General features: G+C 69.1%; 17 protein-coding genes and 2 pseudogenes. 8 read left to right on the plus strand and 11 right to left on the minus strand.

All coding sequences use genetic code 11. The annotated features are described in order from the left end of the window. Position 1 precedes the first annotated feature (1 nt). The 4 genes from ACYVDG_RS15415 to mnhG are packed head-to-tail and all read left to right on the plus strand — an operon-like array spanning position 2 to position 3015. Positions 2-1663, plus strand: a complete 1662-nt coding sequence (locus ACYVDG_RS15415; RefSeq protein WP_460752005.1) for a Na+/H+ antiporter subunit D — start codon at positions 2-4, stop codon at positions 1661-1663. Further along, positions 1660-2271, plus strand: a complete 612-nt coding sequence (locus ACYVDG_RS15420) for a Na+/H+ antiporter subunit E (protein WP_460752008.1) — start codon at positions 1660-1662, stop codon at positions 2269-2271. Before ACYVDG_RS15415 ends, ACYVDG_RS15420 begins: the two co-directional genes overlap by 4 nt. Continuing rightward, entirely contained in the window at positions 2268-2609 is a 342-nt protein-coding gene (locus tag ACYVDG_RS15425) for a monovalent cation/H+ antiporter complex subunit F (RefSeq protein ID WP_460752011.1), read from the plus strand. The genes ACYVDG_RS15420 and ACYVDG_RS15425 overlap by 4 nt, the downstream gene beginning before the upstream one ends. Continuing rightward, positions 2602-3015: a monovalent cation/H(+) antiporter subunit G gene (mnhG, locus tag ACYVDG_RS15430; protein ID WP_460752015.1), complete on the plus strand. Its 414-nt coding sequence runs from the start codon at positions 2602-2604 to the stop codon at positions 3013-3015. The genes ACYVDG_RS15425 and mnhG overlap by 8 nt, the downstream gene beginning before the upstream one ends. 332 nt (positions 3016-3347) lie before the next feature. On the opposite strand, the gene ACYVDG_RS15435 is transcribed toward mnhG, so the two are convergent. From ACYVDG_RS15435 to ACYVDG_RS15445, 3 genes are all read right to left on the minus strand, one after another. Then, positions 3348-3740 (minus strand): DUF779 domain-containing protein, encoded by a 393-nt coding sequence (locus ACYVDG_RS15435; protein ID WP_460752018.1) that lies wholly within the window; start codon positions 3738-3740, stop codon positions 3348-3350. Further along, positions 3740-5263, minus strand: a complete 1524-nt coding sequence (exaC, locus tag ACYVDG_RS15440) for an acetaldehyde dehydrogenase ExaC (RefSeq protein WP_460752023.1) — start codon at positions 5261-5263, stop codon at positions 3740-3742. The genes ACYVDG_RS15435 and exaC overlap by 1 nt, the downstream gene beginning before the upstream one ends. Positions 5264-5439: 176 nt before the next feature. Beyond that, positions 5440-6726, minus strand: a complete 1287-nt coding sequence (locus ACYVDG_RS15445) for a GAF domain-containing protein (RefSeq protein WP_460752026.1) — start codon at positions 6724-6726, stop codon at positions 5440-5442. Positions 6727-6947: 221 nt separating this feature from the next. Here ACYVDG_RS15445 and ACYVDG_RS15450 point away from each other — a divergent pair, with 221 nt between their 5' ends. Together ACYVDG_RS15450 and ACYVDG_RS15455 are read left to right on the plus strand one after the other, a co-directional pair. Beyond that, on the plus strand, positions 6948-7610 hold the full coding sequence (locus ACYVDG_RS15450) for a hypothetical protein (RefSeq protein WP_460752029.1): 663 nt from the start codon (positions 6948-6950) through the stop codon (positions 7608-7610). A gap of 61 nt (positions 7611-7671) precedes the next feature. Continuing rightward, positions 7672-8766 carry a hypothetical protein gene (locus tag ACYVDG_RS15455; protein ID WP_460752032.1) on the plus strand — a complete coding sequence of 365 codons (1095 nt, stop codon included), beginning with the start codon at positions 7672-7674 and terminating at the stop codon, positions 8764-8766. Positions 8767-8917: 151 nt separating this feature from the next. Here ACYVDG_RS15455 and ACYVDG_RS15460 read toward each other — a convergent pair whose 3' ends face one another. Next, on the minus strand, positions 8918-9739 hold the full coding sequence (locus tag ACYVDG_RS15460; RefSeq protein WP_460752037.1) for a methyltransferase domain-containing protein: 822 nt from the start codon (positions 9737-9739) through the stop codon (positions 8918-8920). Between the two features lie 324 nt (positions 9740-10063). Here ACYVDG_RS15460 and ACYVDG_RS15465 point away from each other — a divergent pair, with 324 nt between their 5' ends. Then, on the plus strand, positions 10064-10720 hold the full coding sequence (locus ACYVDG_RS15465; protein ID WP_460752040.1) for a hypothetical protein: 657 nt from the start codon (positions 10064-10066) through the stop codon (positions 10718-10720). A 95-nt stretch (positions 10721-10815) separates the two neighbouring features. Here ACYVDG_RS15465 and ACYVDG_RS15470 read toward each other — a convergent pair whose 3' ends face one another. Further along, the gene (locus ACYVDG_RS15470) at positions 10816-11178 is read right to left on the minus strand and encodes an ArsR/SmtB family transcription factor (protein WP_460752044.1); all 363 of its coding nucleotides are present in this window, start codon (positions 11176-11178) and stop codon (positions 10816-10818) included. Positions 11179-11271: 93 nt separating this feature from the next. Between ACYVDG_RS15470 and ACYVDG_RS15475 the strand changes: the two genes are divergently transcribed. Beyond that, positions 11272-12513 (plus strand): MFS transporter, encoded by a 1242-nt coding sequence (locus ACYVDG_RS15475; RefSeq protein ID WP_460752049.1) that lies wholly within the window; start codon positions 11272-11274, stop codon positions 12511-12513. Here ACYVDG_RS15475 and ACYVDG_RS15480 read toward each other — a convergent pair. From ACYVDG_RS15480 to ACYVDG_RS15505, 6 genes and pseudogenes are all read right to left on the minus strand, one after another. After that, positions 12483-13907 carry a short-chain fatty acyl-CoA regulator family protein gene (locus tag ACYVDG_RS15480; protein WP_460752054.1) on the minus strand — a complete coding sequence of 475 codons (1425 nt, stop codon included), beginning with the start codon at positions 13905-13907 and terminating at the stop codon, positions 12483-12485. The genes ACYVDG_RS15475 and ACYVDG_RS15480 overlap by 31 nt on opposite strands. A gap of 184 nt (positions 13908-14091) precedes the next feature. Then, positions 14092-16497 carry an ATP-binding cassette domain-containing protein gene (locus tag ACYVDG_RS15485; protein WP_460752057.1) on the minus strand — a complete coding sequence of 802 codons (2406 nt, stop codon included), beginning with the start codon at positions 16495-16497 and terminating at the stop codon, positions 14092-14094. Then, on the minus strand, positions 16494-16904 hold the full coding sequence (locus ACYVDG_RS15490; protein WP_460752060.1) for a VOC family protein: 411 nt from the start codon (positions 16902-16904) through the stop codon (positions 16494-16496). The genes ACYVDG_RS15485 and ACYVDG_RS15490 overlap by 4 nt, the downstream gene beginning before the upstream one ends. 118 nt (positions 16905-17022) lie before the next feature. Beyond that, positions 17023-17448 (minus strand): annotated as a pseudogene (locus tag ACYVDG_RS15495) (helix-turn-helix transcriptional regulator); the annotation flags it as partial. 114 nt (positions 17449-17562) lie between these two features. Further along, positions 17563-17709, minus strand: a pseudogene (locus ACYVDG_RS15500) (type II toxin-antitoxin system HicA family toxin); the annotation flags it as partial. Positions 17710-18495: 786 nt separating this feature from the next. Then, on the minus strand, positions 18496-18827 hold a 332-nt coding region (locus tag ACYVDG_RS15505; RefSeq protein ID WP_460752063.1), incomplete at its 5' end, for an HNH endonuclease signature motif containing protein.

The following is an 18827-nucleotide window of genomic DNA, read 5'->3' on the forward strand; positions in this document are numbered from 1 at the left end:
CATGGGATGGGAATACTTCTCGGGAATCCTGCACTACCTCGTTGCCCTCCCGGTGGTGCTGCCACTCTTCGCGGCGGGTGTGAAGCTGGCTCTGGGTATCCGCTGGCCACGGCTCCAGCAGGCGATCAGCGTCATCGCGCTGGCGCTGGTGCTGGTGGTCGGTGCAGCGCTGATGGTGGGTGCCGACATGTTCGGTCCCCAGGTCGTCCACGTCGGCGGTTATGAGGCGCCGGTCGGCATCAATCTGGTGGCAGACCGGTTGTCCGCGCTCCTGGTGACGGTCTCCGCCGCGGTCACCCTGGCCGTGCTGGTGTACTCCATCGGCCAGGGGATGGCGGACAAGGGCGAGGTGGCACCGCTCTCGGTGTACCAGCCGACCTACCTGATCCTGGTGGCCGGTGTCTCCAACGCCTTCCTCGCGGGAGACCTCTTCAACCTGTACGTCGGCTTCGAGATCCTGCTGACCGCCAGCTATGTGCTGCTGACCCTCGGAGGTACGCAGTCGCGGATGCGGGCGGGCGCCATCTACGTGGTGGTGTCGCTGGTCTCCTCGGTGCTGTTCCTCATCGCCATCGCGCTGATCTTCGGCGCGACCGGCACGGTGAACATGGCCCAGCTGGGCGAGCGCCTCCCGGGGATCTCCTCCGAGCTGGCGCTGATCCTGCAGGTGATCCTGCTGATCGCGTTCGGCATCAAGGCGGCGGTGTTCCCTCTGGCCGCCTGGCTGCCGGACTCCTACCCCACGGCTCCGGCCCCGGTCACCGCGGTGTTCGCGGGCCTGCTGACCAAGGTGGGCATCTACGCCATCATCCGGACGCAGACCCTGTTCTTCCCCGGGGAACAGCTCAACAACGCGCTCATGTGGCTGGCCCTGGCGACCCTGGTCATCGGCATCCTGGGTGCGGTGGCACAGACGGATATCAAGCGTCTGTTGTCGTTCACCCTGGTCAGCCATATCGGCTACATGGTGTTCGGTGTGGCTGTCGGCAACGAGCTGGGCATGGCGGGCGCGGTGTTCTACCTCGCGCACACCATCACGGTGCAGACCACACTGTTCCTCATCACCGGGCTGATCGAACGAAGAGGCGGGTCCACCTCGCTGGATCGGTTGGGCGGTCTCGCCAAGATCGCCCCGATGCTCGCCATCCTGTTCTTCATCCCGGCGATGAACCTGGGCGGTATCCCGCCGCTGTCGGGCTTCCTCGTCAAGGTCGGCCTGATGCAGGCCGGCGTGGAACTGGGCACCCCGCTCGCCTACACGCTGGTCGGGGCCTCGGCCTTGACGAGCCTGCTGACGCTGTACGTCATCGCCCGGGTGTGGAACTACGCGTTCTGGCGTACTCCCGCCGAGGGCATGGTGGCCGAGCCCGGCACGGTGCTGGACGACTCCGAGGCCGACGACACCTCGACCGCGGCGTTCGGCCCGTCGGGTGAGGCGGTCGGCCCGTCCTCCCGCCTGAGTGACACCACGACGGCCGCCACCCCGGTGGTGACGTCGGTGGTCCTGCCGAAGAGCATGGTGGGGGCGACGATCGCGCTGGTCGCGTTCGGGCTCGCCATGACCGTGTTCGCCGGTCCGCTCATCGCCTACTCCTCGGAAGCGGCGGCCGAGCTGATGGCGCAGACGCCCTACATCGAGGCCGTCCTCGGAGGTTCCCGATGAACGACCTGCAGACAAAGAAGAAGCTGGGCGCGCTGGCGCTCCGGCGCAGGCTCGGCAAGGTCCAGATCCCGGTCGCCCTAGGTATGACCGTGGTGTGGCTGCTGCTCTTCGACGGCTTCCACATGCGCCCCGGGTCTCTGGGACTGGCTGTCCTGGGCTTCGTGCTGTCCGTAATGATCATGATGATCTTCCCGATGCCGCCCATCGCCCCGGGATTCCGGTTCTGGCCGGTGCAGGGCGTCCGGATGTTCTTCTACATCCTGTGGCAGATGGTCGTCGCCAGCTTCCAGGTGACCGCCCAGGTGTTCCGGCCCGGCGAGCCCGTGAAGAGCGCGGTGGTGGCCGTACGGATGCGTACGGACTCCGACCTGATGCTCGTGTGCACCTCGATCTCCGTCTCGATCATCCCGGGAAGTGTGATCGTCGAGGTCGCCCAGCCCGAGCACATCATCTACGTGCACGTGCTGGGTGCGGAGTCCGAGACCGCAGCCGAGGCCGCCAAGGTGGACATCCACTACCTGGAGGAGCGGATCGTGCGAGGCCTGGGCACCCGTGAGGACATCGCCGCCCTGGAGGCCGCCAAGGCCGCCGGAGAGGGGAACGCGTGAACACTCTGTGGATCATCGTCGCCGTCCTGCTCGGCGTCGCCTCGCTCCTCGGCACGGCCCGCCTGCTGCTGGGGCCGAGCATCCTCGACCGTGCGCTCTCCGTCGACGTGCTGCTCGCCTCGGCCCTGACGGGGCTCGGCGCCTACGCGGCGTTCTTCCGGGACCCCACCATCCTGCCCACGCTGCTGGTGCTCTCGCTGCTGGGCTTCGTGGGCTCGATCAGCATCTCCAAGTTCGTGGCCCGGCGCCCCGAGGAACACGCGGACGAGGACGAGGACACGGCGTTCCCCGCGCCGGTCGAGCCCTCCGTCAAGGAAGAGGGGGAAGGCCGTGAATGATCAGCTGATCGACATCCTCGACTGGATCGCGATCCTGTGCATCCTGGCGGGGGCCCTGCTCTCGTTCGTGGCGGGGGTGGGCCTGGTGCGCTTCCCCGACCTGCTCTCCCGGATGCACGCCGCGGCCAAGCCGCAGGTCCTGGGCCTGCTGCTGGTGCTGGTGGGGATCGCCCTGCGGATCCTCCCGCAGGAGGAGACCGGCGTGTTCAGCGTCGGCACCCTGATCCTGGTGGGCCTGTTCCAGGTCGTCACCGTTCCCGTGGCGGGTCACATCGCCGCGCGGGTCGGTTACCGGTCCGGGCGGATCCGCCGGGACCTGGTGGTCATCGACGAGCTGGCCGAAGACCTCGATACCCAGCGCCCCGCGGCACAGCGTCCCCCCGAACAGCGCGGCGACGCTTCGTAGGGCACACGGGTCGTACCCGTGGCAGCCGCGGCACAGGTTGCAGACATGACCGAGGGCCGGAGGGACATCGCTTCCCTCCGGCCCTCGGCCTTTTCCCCTCATCGGACGCCTAGGGCGTGGTCGGTGGATGCTGCCCGTCGCGAGCGGCGTGGGGTACTGCGCCGGAGGCGTCCGTTGAGGGTGGTGGCGGGCGACGGGTGGGCGGTGCTGGCACAAGGCCGAAGAAGGAGTAAGCCCGGGTTTGGCTTTCGACTGATGAGAACGCCGTGACAGTGCCGCTGGGGCGACGCGCAGCAGGGTAAGTGTCCGCTGGCCGCGCCCTAAGGCGTGGTCTAGAGCGTTTCGGCCTCCTCGTCGGTCATCAGGCGTGAACGGACCAGGAACCTGTTCCCGGTCGGGGCCTCGACGGAGAAGCCGGAGCCCCGCCCGGGGACGACGTCGATGGTCAGGTGGGTGTGGCTCCACAGTTCGAACTGGGAGCGCGACATCCACACCGGCACCGCCTCGGGCAGCCCCACTTCCAGATCGCCCAGGTGCACGTCGGAATCCCCGGTGCGGAACTCCCCGAGCGGGTAGCACATCGGCGAACTGCCGTCGCAGCAGCCGCCGGACTGGTGGAACATCAGCGGGCCGTGGTCGGCGTGGAGCTCCCGGAGCAGGGCCGCCGCCTTGTCGGTGACGGCCACCCGCTCCACCGTCGCGTCGCCGCTTCGGGAGGTGTCCATCAGAACAGCCCCATCGGCTGCTCCGAGTAGCTGACCAGCAGGTTCTTGGTCTGCTGGTAGTGGTCCAGCATCATCTTGTGGTTCTCGCGGCCGATCCCGGACTGCTTGTAACCGCCGAAGGCGGCGTGCGCCGGGTAGGCGTGGAAGTTGTTCACCCACACGCGGCCCGCCTGAATGTCGCGTCCGCCCCGGTAGACGGTGTTGTTGTCGCGCGTCCACAGGCCGGCCCCGAGCCCGTAGAGGGTGTCGTTGGCGGTCTTGATCGCGTCGGCGTAGTCGTTGAAGCGGGTCACCGACACCACGGGGCCGAAGATCTCCTCCTGGAAGATCCGCATGGAGTTCTGGCCCTCGAACACGGTCGGGGTGACGTAGTAGCCGCCCGCGAGGTCGCCCTCCATCTCCGCACGGCCGCCGCCGGAGAGTACTTTGGCGCCCTCCTTACGGCCGATGTCGATGTAGGAGAGGATCTTCTCCAGTTGGTCGTTGCTGGCCTGCGCACCGAGCATGGTGTCGGTGTCCAGCGGGTTGCCCTGCTTGATCTGTCCGACCCTGGCCAGGGCGTCGCCCATGAAGCTGTCGTAGATCGATTCCTGCACCAGGGCGCGCGAGGGGCACGTGCACACCTCGCCCTGGTTGAGGGCGAACATCGTGAAGCCCTCCAGCGCCTTGTCGTAGAAGGAGTCCCGCTCGGCCGCGACGTCGGCGAAGAAGATGTTCGGGCTCTTGCCTCCCAGCTCCAGCGTGACCGGGATGAGGTTCTCGGACGCGTACTGCATGATCAGCCGACCGGTGGTGGTCTCACCGGTGAACGCGACCTTGCGCACCCTCGGGCTCGAGGCCAGGGGCTTGCCCGCCTCCACACCGAAGCCGTTGACGACGTTGACCACGCCCGGCGGGAGCAGATCGGCGATGAGGTCGATCAGCACCAGGATGGACGTGGGCGTCTGCTCGGCCGGCTTGAGGACCACGGCGTTGCCCGCGGCCAGTGCCGGGGCGAGCTTCCAGGTCGCCATCAGGATCGGGAAGTTCCAGGGAATGATCTGGCCGACCACGCCCAGCGGCTCCTGGAAGTGGTAGGCAACGGTGTCGCCGTCGATCTCGGAACTGTGGCCCTCCTGGGTCCGGATGGCCGCGGCGAAGTAGCGGAAGTGGTCGATGGCCAGCGGAATGTCGGCTGCCAGAGCCTCGCGGACCGGCTTGCCGTTCTCCCAGGCCTCGGCCACCGCGAGCTTCTCGAGGTTCTCCTCCATCCGGTCGGCGATCCGGTTGAGGAGGATGCCCCGTTCCGTGGTGGACGTGCGCCCCCAGGCCGGGGCGGCGCCGTGCGCGGCGTCGAGCGCGAGTTCGATGTCCTCGGCCCCGCCTTGGGCAACCTCGGTGAAAGTACGGCCGGTCACCGGAGTGGGGTTCTCGAAGTAGCGGCCCTTGACGGGCTTGACCCACTCGCCGCCGATCCAGTTCTCGTAGCGCGGCTTGTAGTCGACAACGCTTCCGGACTCGCCTGGGGGAGCATAGATCGCCATGGTGCTCTGCCTCCTTCATCGGGGGTACCGCCGGAGCTCCTGCCCCGGCGGCACTTTCGAAGACCAGTGGGCTGTGACGCTAGTTACACCATGGTTGCGACCACGTTGCGCGCGATCCCAACGTTGCGCGCGGATTGCCGCGGAGACGGCGAGGCGGGGAAGCAGAGAGGCGCGGGTCAGCGGCCGATCCAGCGCAGGCGTCCGCGCAGGGCGGCGTGGCGCGGGGAGTCCGGGTCGACGGCGCGCAGAGCCGCGGTCAGCACCCGCGGATCCTCCCGCCATTCGGGATGCTCCGACCAGGCCAGCAGCACCTGAGGGTCGGCCTTGGCGGCGAGCACCTCGCACACTTCCGCTTGGAGCTCGTCACGGGCCTCGGCCACACCGGGCGCCTCCGAACGGGGCAGCACCGGGCCCTCGTAGACACCGATGGCCCGGCGGTAGGCGCCGTCGGCCAGGTGGCGGCGCACCTCGTCGAGGTCGGTGTCCAACGGGCGGCGCAGCCGGTAGGGGCGGGAGGCGAGCAGCCCCGTTCCCACCAGACGGCGCAGGCGGGACATCTCCGCGCGGATGGTGACGGGTGAGGCGTCGCGCTCGTGCAGCAGCGCACCGAGCGCCTCGCCGGTGAGGCCGCGCGGGTGGCGGGCGAGCAGCAGCAGGATCTCGGAGTGGCGGCCGCTGATCTCGACGGAGTTGCCGTCCAGTTCGAGAAGGCCCTGGTCGCGGCCGAGGACGCGCAGGCGGGCGAGGGTGGGGGCCGGTGCGGCCAAGTCGGCGGGGAGCCCGGGAGCGGGCAGCAGACCGCTGATGCGCTGGGCCCGGATCTCCATCTCCGCGGCGGTGGCGGCGGCCCGGACCAGGGCCAGTGCCTGTGGTGAGGCCAGGTGGTCCTCGCCGGTGAGGTCGAGGACGCCCATGAGCGCTCCGGTATCGGGGTCGTGCAAGGGCGCGGCGGAACAGCTCCAGCGCTGGACGCCCCGGCTGAAGTGCTCGCTGGCGAAGACCTGGACCTCGTGGTCGAGGGCCAGGGCGACACCGGGCGCGTTGGTCCCGGCGGAGCGCTCGTGCCAGTTGGCGCCTTCGACGAAGTGCATGGACTCGGCGCTGCTGCGCAGCTTGTGGTCGCCCTCCACCCACAGGAGACGGCCGGAGACGTCGCCCACGGCCATGATCTGCGGTCCGGGCGCGGTGTCCAGGAGCAGACGGCGCAACAGCGGCATGGCTACCGAGAGCGGGTGGGTGTCCCGGTGGTCGAGCAGGGTCGACCCGGCCAGTTCGAGACTGGGCCGGGTCCGGTCGGGGTCCACGCCGTGCATCGCGCTGCGCCGCCAGGAGTCGCTGACCACCGGTCGAACCCTGCCGCTGAGTCGGCCGGAGTCCGTGAACCGTTCGTGGGCGACCGCGACGTCCCGGCGCACAGTGTCGGGATCGGCATCCCATGACCACGCGTTCCATGCGATGGACATCGGTACTTCCCTCCTCCGTCGCGGCGGCTACGGACCCGGCGGAAGTTCGTCCGGGAACCCCTGATTGAATCCGCGTGGAAGGGTCTTGACAAGGGTTTCGGCCAGAACTACTGACGAGTTGCCCCGGACTCTGCATGTATGTACCCCAACGCGTCCGATGGGACACGGGCGCTCGCAGATGAGCTCACGCCACCCACCCCCGACCGAGCGACAGGCCTCACATGTACCCACGGAACCACCAGGCAGTGCATCCGCCCGCAGACCGGCACTACCCGCCGGAGTACGGCCCCCAGGACGTCAAACCCGCCCTGGCCTGGTACTGGGCCGGATTCCTGTGCACCCCGGCGACTCTGGCACTGACACTGGCGCTCTTCTTGTTCGTCCCCCCGCTACAGCACGCGGCGGGGGTCTTCGCCCCCATGCTCACGGTGTTCAGCCTCCCGGTGTCGGCGGGCGTCCTCATCGGGGTGTACGCCACGCGCTCCTCCCGGCTCTCCGCCCAGTGGGCACGGCACGTCCACCAGCTCCGGTTCGCGACCGGCCACCCCGGGTACCCGGCACCGCTGCCCCCGCGGCCCCGGATCCCCGCCCGGGACCTTCGGCCCCGCCGCCTCTGGTACGTGTGCGCGGTGCTGTGCGTGCCGCTCGCGTTCCCGGTCGCCATCGGGCTCGCGCCGCTGTTCGACGGATTCGCCGCCGACACGACGCTCCCCTTCGCATTCCCCCTCGGCCTCCTGGTCGCCTCAGGTGCCGCCTTCGCGATCGGGCTGAGGCGTGCCGCGCACCGGGTAAGGCTCGTGCGCGAGCACATGGCCCGGGAGTGGGCGCAGGCCCACCGCGACCGACCGGGAAGCCCTGGGGCTCCGGGGGTCCAAACACCGTGAAAGGGAGTCCCACCGGGCACCCCAATCCTCACCTTTCACACACGGCTGGCACACTGCGCACATGAGTTCTCCCCCTCCGCAACCGGGGCCGCACACGGCCGCCGACGGCGCCGATCCGCGCCAGCAGCACCACCACCTCTACCCGCAACAGCAGTACCGGCAGCAGCCACCCGGACAAGCCCAGCCCTCGGCCACCGCGCACCAAGGCACGGACAGCTCCGAGCCCGGCGTCCGGCCTCCCCGGTACTGGTACTGGATCGGCGGATCGGTCTTCCCCGTGTCCCTCCTGGTGAGCACGCTGATGCTCACCAACGCCACGAGCGACGACCCCGCGATGGTCGTCGGCGGGATCCTGCTCCCCATGGGCGCCTTCGTGGTGTCGTTGGGTATCTGCATCACCGTGTTCGCCGTGCGGGCGTCCAGGTTGGGCCACCAGCGTGCGCGTCGCGCGCACGCGGCCGCCGCGGCCCACGGGGTTCACGGGGCGCATGCGGGCCAGCCTTGGCAGCAGGGTCCCGTTTTCCACGGACCGCCGCCTCCCCCGCCCGAGATTTCACCGAAGGAACTCCGTCCCCGCCGCCGGTGGATGGTGGTCGGCGCGCTGTGCCTGCCCGTCAGCATCGTGTTGGGCGTGTCCGTCTTCTGGGCGGCGGGCAGCACCCACGCGGATCGGAACTCGCTCGAATTCGCCTCCGACCCCATCGAACAGAGCGGCACCGCCACATTCACGGTGGGGTCGGACGAGCTGGACTCCTTGGGCCTGTACGTGTCCCCCGCCGGGGCGTTCGAAGAAGCCTGCGAACTGAGCCGGGACGAGGGTGTAGGCAGCGCGAGGTTCGTTGAGCGGGTGACCGGCTACACCCACGGCGATTGGCGGCTCGCCTACTCTGTCGCGGTCGATATGCCCGGCACGTACACGCTGGAGTGCGAAGGAGACGCCGGTGCCGAGTACGCGATCGCGGACACGGACATCGCCGTCGACCACGACGAGGCGATGGGGCTCGGGTTCCTGGGCCTGCTGTTGGTGAGTTTCCTGGGCTTCCTGGCCACTCTGTTCGTGACCATCACGGTCGGGGTCCGGCGCAGTAACTACCGGCAGCGGCTCATCCAAGAACACCGCGCCAGGCAGTACCAAGCCGGACGCCCCAACCTCTGATAACTATCGTTAGTGGCACCCCGACCACTGTCCGTTACCGACTTCGCCGAACGAAGCGGCTGGAGAAGAACGGGACTCAGTTCCCCTGTGCGATAGCGGCGTTGCTACCTCGACCAGGCGGTCGTCCCGGTGGCCGCGGGGTGCCCGTGCCTCAGCGCTGGCAGTGGTGGATACCCCAGGCCAGGTCTCCGGCCTCGCCCCTGGCCACCCACTCGCGCAGCCCGGCCGTCATGCGCTCCAGGTAGTCGGTGCTGATGCGCTCCGACAGCTCGTCATACCGGCGTTCGGTCTCCGCCAGGACGCGCCCGTAGTGAATGGGCAGCTGCGTGCTGAGGTCGTCGAATTCCACATAGGTCAGACCGGCCCGGCCCGCGGCCTCGCGGTAGTAGCCGGGCGTGCCCATGGACGACAGGTGCAACCGCTTCAGGATCGGACCCAGCGTGTCCACGGGGGTGTGGTCCGCCGCGAGGAGGTCCGTGAAGACGAACTTCCCGCCGGGCGCCAGGACCCGGGCCACTTCGGAGAGGACACGGTCGCGGGCGCCGCTGTGCACGATGGCGTCCTGGGACCACACCACGTCGAACTTGCCGTTCCCGAAGGGGATGTCCTCGAAGGAACCCTCCAGGACGTCGATGAGGTGCTCGTGCCCCTCCTGCTCGTTGCGCTTGCGGTTGTAGTCGTTCTCCACCTCGCTCAGGTTCAGGCAGGTCACGTGACTGCCGTAGACCTCGGCCAAGTGACGGGCGGACCCGCCGTAACCCGAGCCCAGGTCGAGGACCCTGGTGGAGCTGTCTGGGGCGACACTGGCGGACATGCGCTCGACGGTGCGGGCGCTGGCCGTGGCAATGTCGTCGGTGTCGGAAAGCCCTTCGACCCCGCGGTAGAGACCGACGTGGATGTCGGTCCCTCCCCAGACAGTGGCATAGAAGGTATCGGCATCGCTGCTGTTGTAGTAGTCGCGTGCAACCTGCACATCGGTCGAGTACTCGTTCTGCTGCTCAGTCCGCTTAATGGCTGCTTCCCTTGATCTCGGTGACAAACCTTGTCTATTGAACGGCACTTCACGCGCACGGGTCTAGGCCTTCTGACCTGCGAAAACTACAAAAGACCAGGTCAGAGCGCCAGCAGGTTTTAGAGTTAACCTGTCATTATTGGACAAACCGTCATGAAAATGGGCATACCTGGCCCGCTGAACCCGTCCGTGACCCACATCACCGGCTGGTGAAAAACGGGACTCAGTCCCCATGCATCACACCAGCCACATTGGTCCCCCGATGATCCGGAAGAAGAACAACGCATGACCTACCCCCATCACCCGCCCTATCCCCCGCAGGCCGCGCCACCGAGGATCGATGCCAAGGAGCTGCGCCCCGGCCGAATCTGGTACGCCGTGGGAGCCGGGATCCTGACGCTCGGGATCATCGGCGGCATCGTGGGTTTCATCGCCTCCGTCGCGAGCGCCGTGAGCCTGCCCGAGTTCGAAACCCGGATCGCCGACTCCTCGGAGGAGACCTTCGTCCTGGAGGACGGGGACGTCAACATCGGCCTGTTCGCAGCGGAGGGCGGGGCCGAAGGTGACTGCCGGATCACCGACCCCGACGGGCAGAAGTGGGACTTCGGCGATCCCGGCTACGGCCACCACGGGAACCACGACGGCGTGCGGTGGGACCTCGTCGGCGTCTTCAACGGCGCTGAGGCGGGCGAGTACCTCGTGGAGTGCCGCTACACGGGCAACGAAGCCGAATTCGCCGTGGCCGACGTCGGCGGCGGCGAGGACGACATCATGAGCGGCGCCGCGGTGGGGCTCGTGTTGATGCTGGGACTGCCCAGCGCCGGGCTCGCGATCGGTGTGCCCACCATGATCGTCACCGGTGTGCGCCGCGGCCGCCACAAGCGCCGCCTGATGGCCGAGCGGGCGCAGGGCTTCCACGCCCCGGGCCCGCAGTACGGCTGACCCCGGAAACGGGCTACCCCTAGAGCAGCCGTAGCCGAGAACGAATCCACAGCGGGCCCGGTGAACCGGGCCCGCTCAGTCGTGTACGGGCCCGCTCAGTCGTGTACGGGCTCGCCGGTGACGACGTGGTCGGCGTGGTTGAGCGCTTCCAGCACCAGGCGGCGCAGGTGCCCGTCAGCCATGCGGTAGATGGACCGGCGCGAGTCCCTGCGGTACTCGACCAGACCTGACAAACGCAGCTTGGCCAGGTGTTGGGAGACGGCGGTCCGCGAGGCGTCCGCAGCCTCGGTCAACTGGCCGACATCCGCCTCCCCGACGTTGGACAGGGTCCACAGCAGGTGCAGCCGGGTGGGGTCGGCGAGCAAGCGGAAGACGTCGGATGCCACGGCGAGCCGATCGGCCCCGGGCGGCTCCGGGTGGAACAGGCTCGGTTGGGGCGACGGCTCATGCGTTGACATGCGCACAGCCTAGAGTGCACGGTAGATTACTGTTATGTGCGCAAGTGCGCACATATGCATCTTGCATGCGCACCAGTGCCCTGGAGAAACCCCGTGCTCCACGTACTCGCCGACCGGACCTACCGCCACCTGTTCACCGCGCAGGTCATCGCCCTTCTCGGCACCGGCCTGGCCACAGTGGCCCTCGGCCTGCTCGCCTACGATCTCGCAGGGGCCGACGCCGGCACCGTGCTCGGCACCGCCATGACCATCAAGATGGCCGCCTACGTCGGGATCTCGCCCTTGGTGGGGACCGTTGCGACCCGGCTGCCCCGCCGGTCCTTCCTCGCCGCGGCCAACACCGTCCGTGCGATCTGCGCACTGTGCCTGCCGCTGGTCAGCGAGGTCTGGCACGTCTACGTGCTGATCCTGCTGCTCCAGACGGCTTCGGCCGCCTTCACCCCCACCTTCCAGGCGACCATCCCGGACGTCCTGCCCGACGAGCGCGACTACACCCGCGCCCTGTCACTGTCGCGCCTGGCCTACGACCTGGAGAGCCTGGCCAGCCCGCTTCTGGCGGCGGCCCTGCTCACCGTGGTCGGTTACCAGGCCCTGTTCCTCGGAACGGCGGCCGGATTCCTCGCGGCCGCCGTGCTGGTGCTGTCGGTCGCGATCCCCTCCCCCTCCGGCGGGTCCGGGGAGCGCTCAGCGCCCTTCCTCGGGTTCGGCGCCTTCCTGCGCGCTCCCAGGCTCCGGGCACTCCTGGCGATGAACCTCGCAGTAGCAGCGGCCACCGCGGTCGTCCTCGTGAACACGGTGGTCCTGGTCCGCTCGGACCTGGGCCTCGGGCAGCCGGAGGTGGCACTCGCACTGGGCTGCTTCGGAGCGGGTTCGATGGCGGTGGCCCTGCTGGTCCCGAAGGTGCTCGACCGGTTCGGTGACCGACCGGTGATGCTGCCCGCCGGGTTCGTCTTGGCCACCGGCCTGGGTGCGGCCGCCCTGATCCTGTCCTCCGTCCCGACCGGGATCGCGTGGTGGGGGCTGTTGGCGTGCTGGTTCGTCCTGGGCGCGGGCACCTCCCTGGTCCTCACCCCGACCGGCCGCCTCCTGCGCCGATCGGGTGCCGCCCAGGACCTGCCGAAGCTGTTCGCCGCACAGTTCTCGCTCTCCCACGCCTGCTTCCTGCTCACCTACCCGCTCGCGGGATGGCTCGGCCCTGCGGTCGGCCAGGCCGCGACACTCGGGGTGTTCGCGCTGATGGCCACGGGTGCGGCCGGGGCCGCGATGGTTCTCTGGCAGGAACGGCCGCGCTCTGCCCGACGCGCTCAGGAGCGGCCGGGTTCGGCGACCGGGTAGGGCGACACCGTGCTGTGGTTCTCGTTGACCAGCAGCGACCGTCCAGCTGGTGGAAAGGCGCGCTGGGGGCAGGCGGGACGCTCGCACACTTTGCAGCCCAGGCCGATCAGGGCGGCCGCGCTCGGGTCCGCCAGATCGAGCCCGGCCGAGTACACCAGCCGGTGCGCGTGCCTCAGCTCGCAGCCCAGGCCGACGGCGAAGGTCTTGCGAGCCGCCCCGAAGCCCCCGTATCCCCTGGTCACGGTGCGCGCCACCCAGAAGTAGGTGCGCCCGTCGGGCATCTGCGCGATCTGCCGCTGGATGACGCCGGGCGCGGAGAAGGCCGCGTACACGTTCCACAGCGGGCAGGTGCCGCCCGACCTGGAGAAGTGGAAGCCGGTGGCGGACTGCCGCTTGGACATGTTGCCCGCCCGGTCCACCCGCACGAACGAAAAGGGGACACCGCGGAGCCGGGACCGCTGCAGAGTGGACAGCCGGTGGCAGACGGTCTCGAATCCGACCCCGAAGCGGTCCGCGAGCAGCTCGATGTCGTAGCGCTCGGCCTCCGCGGCCGCGTGGAACTCCCGGTAAGGGAGGACGAAGGCCCCCGCGTAGTAGTTGGCCAGCCCGATCCGGGCCAGCCGGACCGCCTGCTCAGTGGCGAGTTCCGCGCCCTGGGGGAGCTCGTCCAGGAGGTCGCCGTGCTCGAGGAAGGCCAGCTGGGTGGCGAGCTGGAAGGCACGCTGGCCGGGGCGCAAGTGGGCGGCGAGGGTGAGGGTGCGCCGCGCGGGATCGAAGGCGCGGTTCCGGGAACCCTCCTCGCCGGGAGCCTCAGTCTCCACCCGCACGCCGTGGCGCTCGGACAGCAGCCGGGTCAGGACGACGTGCGCGCGCCCGGGCTCGGCCCCCTCCCGCTCGGACAGCTCCTCGGCGCGTTCGTCCAGCTCACCAACGTAGTTCTGGCGCTCGTAGAAGAAGTCCCGGACCTGTTCGTAGGCCATTGGCGCAACCGAGTCCGCGCCCCCGTCACGCCCCTCCGCCAGGGCCGCGGCCTGACCCGAGACGTCCCGGTACCGGCGGTGCAGGTCGACCAGGACCCGGGCGACCGAGGGCATGGCCGAGGCGAGCTCGTCGAGTTCGTCGGCGCTCACCTGATCCCCGGTGGGCACGTCGGTGAGGGCCTCCCTTAGCTCGGCGATCAGCCTCGAGGTGTCGCCGGCGGCGAAGAACCCGGGATCCACCCCGAACGCCTCGGTGATCCTCAGCAGCACGGGCACACTCAGCGGCCGCTGGTTGTGCTCCATCTGGTTGAGGTAACCGGCGGATATACCCAGGTCACGGGCGAGTTCGGACTGTTTGAGCGAATGCTCCTGCCGCAGCCTGCGCAGCCGGGGCCCCGCGAACACCTTGCGCACCGTGGCCTCCTCACGTTCCCGTCAGCCTAACCCAGGGGTGTCTCCCCATGCGTTAGCAGACTTAGCAGAACGGGGGCGGAGGCTTAGCCGGACTCAGCACCGGGACGGTGCCGAGAGGCTGGCCCGGACCGGTGCCGATGAGTCGGGAACAGGTGTGCGCGGGGCAGGTGTGCACGGGGCCCGGTCAGGCGCCCACCGAGTCCGCGAGGTGCTCACCGGTGAGGGTGGAGCGGTCGGCGACCAGGTCGGCCGGGGTTCCCTCGAAGACGATCCGGCCGCCGTCGTGACCCGCACCGGGTCCGAGGTCGATGATCCAGTCGGCGTGAGCCATGACCCCTTGGTGGTGCTCGACCACGATGACCGACTTGCCGGAGTCGACGAGCTGGTCCAGCAGGCCGAGCAGCTGCTCGACGTCGGCGAGGTGGAGGCCGGTGGTGGGTTCGTCGAGGACGTAGACGCCGCCCTTGTCGGCCATATGGGTGGCCAGCTTGAGCCGCTGCCGTTCACCGCCGGACAGGGTGGTGAGCGGCTGACCGAGGCTGATGTAACCCAGCCCGACGTCGGCCATCCGGGTGAGGATCTTGTGGGCGGCGGGGATGCGCGCCTCCCCCGCACCGAAGAAGTCCAAGGCTTCCGCCACCGACATCGCGAGCACCTCGCTGATGTCGCGGCCGCCGAGCGTGTACTCCAGCACCGACGCCAGGAACCGCTTCCCCTCGCAGTCCTCGCAGGTGGAGGTGACCCCCGCCATCATCCCCAGGTCGGTGTAGACCACCCCGGCGCCCTTGCATTCCGGGCAGGCACCCTCGGAGTTGGAGCTGAACAGCGCGGGCTTCACGCCGTTGGCCTTCGCGAACGCCTTGCGGACCGGTTCGAGCAGTCCCGTGTAGGTCGCCGGGTTGCTCCTCCGGGAACCGCGGATCGGCGTCTGGTCCACCGAGACCACACCGGCGCCCTTGGGGATCGACTGCTCCACGAGCGAGCTCTTGCCCGAGCCCGCCACCCCGGTGACCACGCACAGCACCCCGAGCGGGATGTCGACGTCCACGTCCCGCAGGTTGTGGGTGCTGGCACCGCGCACCTCCAACCACCCCGAGGGTGTGCGCACGGAGTCCTTGAGGGAGGGGCTGTCGTCGAAGTGGCGTCCGGTGACGGTGCCGCTGTCCCTCAGCCCCTTCACGGTGCCCTCGAACACCACCTCGCCGCCGTCCGCGCCGGCGCCGGGACCGAGGTCGACCACGTGGTCGGCGACCGCGACCGTCTCCGGCTCGTGCTCCACCACGAGCACCGTGTTGCCCTTGTCGCGCAGCCGCATCAGCAGCTTGTTCATCCGCTGGACGTCGTGCGGGTGCAGGCCTGCGGTGGGTTCGTCGAAGACGTACGTGACGTCCGTGAGCGAGGAGCCCAGGTGGCGGATCATCTTGGTGCGCTGCGCCTCGCCGCCGGACAGCGTGCTCGCGGGCCGGTCCAGCGACAGGTAGCCGAGGCCGACCTCCACGAAAGAGTCCAAGGTGTCCCTCAGCGCCTTGACCAGCGGGGCCACCGAAGGGTCGCCGATACCGCGGACCCACTCCGCCACGTCGCTGATCTGCATCGCGCACGCGTCCGCGATGCTGGTGCCGCGGATCTTGGCCGAGCGCGCCGCCTCGTTGAGCCGGGTGCCACCGCACTCGGGGCAGTCTGCGAAGGTGACCGCCCGGTCGACGAACGCCCGGATGTGCGGCTGCATCGCCTCCCGGTCCTTGGCCAGGAACGTCTTACGGATCTTGGGGATCAGCCCCTCGTAGGTGAGGTTCACCCCCTCGACCTTGACCTTCACCGGATCCCGGTAGAGGAAGTCCCGCATCTCCTGCTCGGTGAAGTCGCGGATCGGCTTGTCCGGGTCGAGGAACCCCGACTCCGCGTAGGTCCGCACGGTCCACCAGCTGTCCGACTTCCAGCCGGGGATGGTGAACGCGCCTTCGGCGATGGACTTGGTGTCGTCGTAGAGCTCGGTGAGGTCGAAGTCGGAGACCTTGCCGCGGCCCTCGCAGTACGGGCACATACCGCCGGTGCGGGTGAAGGTCTGTTTCACGGTCTTGCTCTCGCCGCGCTCGACGGTGATCGCCCCGCTCGCCCGCACCGTCGCGACGTTGAAGGCGAACGCGCCGGGCGGGCCGATGTGGGGTTCCCCAAGGCGGCTGAACAGGATGCGCAGCGTCGCGTTGACGTCCGTGGCGGTGCCGACCGTGGAGCGGGCGTCGGCGCCCATCCGCTCCTGGTCGACGATGATCGCGGTGGTGAGCCCTTCGAGGACGTCGACGTCGGGCCGGGCCAGCGTCGGCATGAAACCCTGCAGGAAGGCGCTGTAGGTCTCGTTGATCATCCGCTGAGACTCGGCGGCGATGGTGTCGAACACCAGGGAGCTCTTGCCCGAGCCCGAGACGCCGGTGAACACGGTCAACCGGCGCTTGGGGAGCTCGATGCTGAAGTCCCTGAGGTTGTTCTCCCGGGCTCCCCGCACAGCGATCAAGTCGTGGCTGTCAGCGACGTGCGGCGCGGGCGAGCGTCCTTCCGCGCCGGTCACGCCGGTGTTGTCCGGAGGGTTCACTGTTGCTCCTGGAGACGGATCAGGTTGCCCGCCGGGTCGCGGAAGGCGCAGTCGCGGACCCCGTACGGCTGGTCGATCGGCTCCTGCACGACCTCGGCTCCCCCGGCTTCCAGCCGCGCGAAGGCGGCGTCGAGATTCGGGGTCGACAGGTTGATGCCGCAGTAGGTGCCCTTGGCCATCATCTCGGTGATGGTTCGGCGCTCCTCCTCGGTGACGCCGGGGTCGGCGGCCGGAGGTTCCAGCACGATGGACGTGCCGGGTTGGTCGGCAGGGCCGACGGTGATCCAGCGCATCCCTTCATAGCCGACGTCGCCGCGGACCTCGAAGCCGAGGACGTCGCGGTAGAAGGCCAGGGAGGCGTCCGGGTCGGAGTGCGGAAGGAAGCTTGAGTGAATGGTGATGTCCATGGAGGTCACGCTAGTTCCGGGCCTGGGCCTGCGCTTCTCGATTCCTGACCGGTGTGTCCCCGGCGGAAGTGGTCCTGGCGGGAGGGTCCCCGGCGGGAGTGGTCCTGGCGGGAGTGGTCCTGGCGGGAGTGGTCCTGACTGGCCTGGTCACCTGCTTGGCCACGCACGGGGCAATGCCCTCCGTGGCGTTGGCGGCCTCGCACCGATAGACGCTGGGCGGCACCCCGACCAGTTCGGTGAAGCGCGTACTGAAGGTGCCCAGGGAAGAGCAGCCGACCGCGAAGCAGATCTCGGTGACGCTGAGGTCGCCGCAGCGCAGCAGCGCCATAGCGCGCTCGATGCGGCGCGTCATCAGGTAGGCGTAGGGGGATTCGCCGTAGGCGAGGCGGAACTGTCGGCTGAGGTGCCCGGCGGACATGTTCGCGCCCCGGGCCAGCGCTGCGACGTCGAGGGGTAGGGCGTACTCCCGGTCGATCCGGTCCCGGACACGCCGAAGCCGAGCGAGGTCACTCAGGTGTTGGGATACAGCGGATCTGCTGGTCACAGGCTTGATGGTGCCACGGGGGCCCGGAGCACTCAAGCCCCCGACACGAGCGTTCGGTGCTGCGCGGCCTCAGCCCTCGAGGGATTTCAGGAGGGTGATCCACTCGGTAAGCACTCAGAGAAGTTTGCGGAGATCGTCCGGGGCCATCCCAGCCTGCTTGGGGATCGACGCCATCGTCCCGCGCTTGAGCTCCTTGTGCCGAGGCACGATCACTACCTGTGAGCCCCTCCTGAGCTTTGCATGGTCGCCTCTGGTCCGGACGTGATCGAAGCCGACCTACTTCAGGGCAGCGTCCACCTTCAGGGCAGCGTCCGCTTTGGCGCCAGAGGAAATCGGGATGCGGGATGCGGGAAGGTCTGATCGTGCTTCGCTTCGGGGGACATATGTGGGTTGGGGTTTCTTTCCGGTGCGGGTTTCCCCGTTTCCTGCCGCTCGATTGTGGCCGTCTCCGCTGCGCGCCTCAAGGTTGTCGCGGTGGGGGCTCCGCCCGCATGGGCGCTCCACCTTGACCCGCTCCGCTACGACGGCGGGTCGGCGGCTATCAGGAAACGGGGGACGTGTGGTCGGGGAGGCGATGGGCCCGGAGGGCCCGAAGGGCCCCTACGGCACAAGCACGGCCTGACGGCCGTCAGCGGCCACTCCGCCGGAGCGTTGACGCCTGGGGGTGTCGCGGCGGGTCATGCTCTGCTGCGAACCCCTCGGCCTGGCGGCCGATGCCTGCCCCTACACCAGCGCTTCGACGGGTTGGGTGTCGCGGCCGGTCATGGTGTGTGGCGGACCCCTGCTGGCGGGTGGGGGCCGGTGTCTGAGGGCCGGTCGGCACCTGGGCGTGGGTGAACCCCCCTGTTGGAGGCAAAAACAGGGGTGAGCGTGCTTCTAGGGCCAGGTCTCACCCACGGTCCCCGGGGTGGCGTGGGTTGGGTCCAGGGGTCAGGTGTCGGTGCGGGGGCGGGGCCGGGTCGGGATCTGGCCATCCGGAGGCAGTGTGGACGTGCGCGGGTAGAGACCCGGCGCAGGCGGGTGGGAGCTCTTGTTGGGGGTGGTCGATTACGGGTTCGGGGGTGGGGCTGGGTCCCCATCCGGGTCCGAGCCCTGGTTTCCGGTGCGGCCTCGGTTGCGCCCGGACCACATGCGGCGGTCCTGGCGTACCGCCCATCGGTGCTTGATCTGGTTGTGGGTCGCGCACAGCGGTTGGATGTTGGTGGCGCTGGTGGTGCCGCCCTGCCAGAACTCCACGATGTGGTCAGCCTGGGTCCAGGGCAGGGGTACGTCGCACCCGTGCTGCCAGGCGCAGCTGGTGTGGCCGTGGAAGGCGGCCGCTCGGATCTTGGGCGGGGCCAGCCGGCAGGAGCGGCCCACGTCCAGGACCTGGCCGTTCT

This window comes from Nocardiopsis oceani (assembly GCF_054777395.1).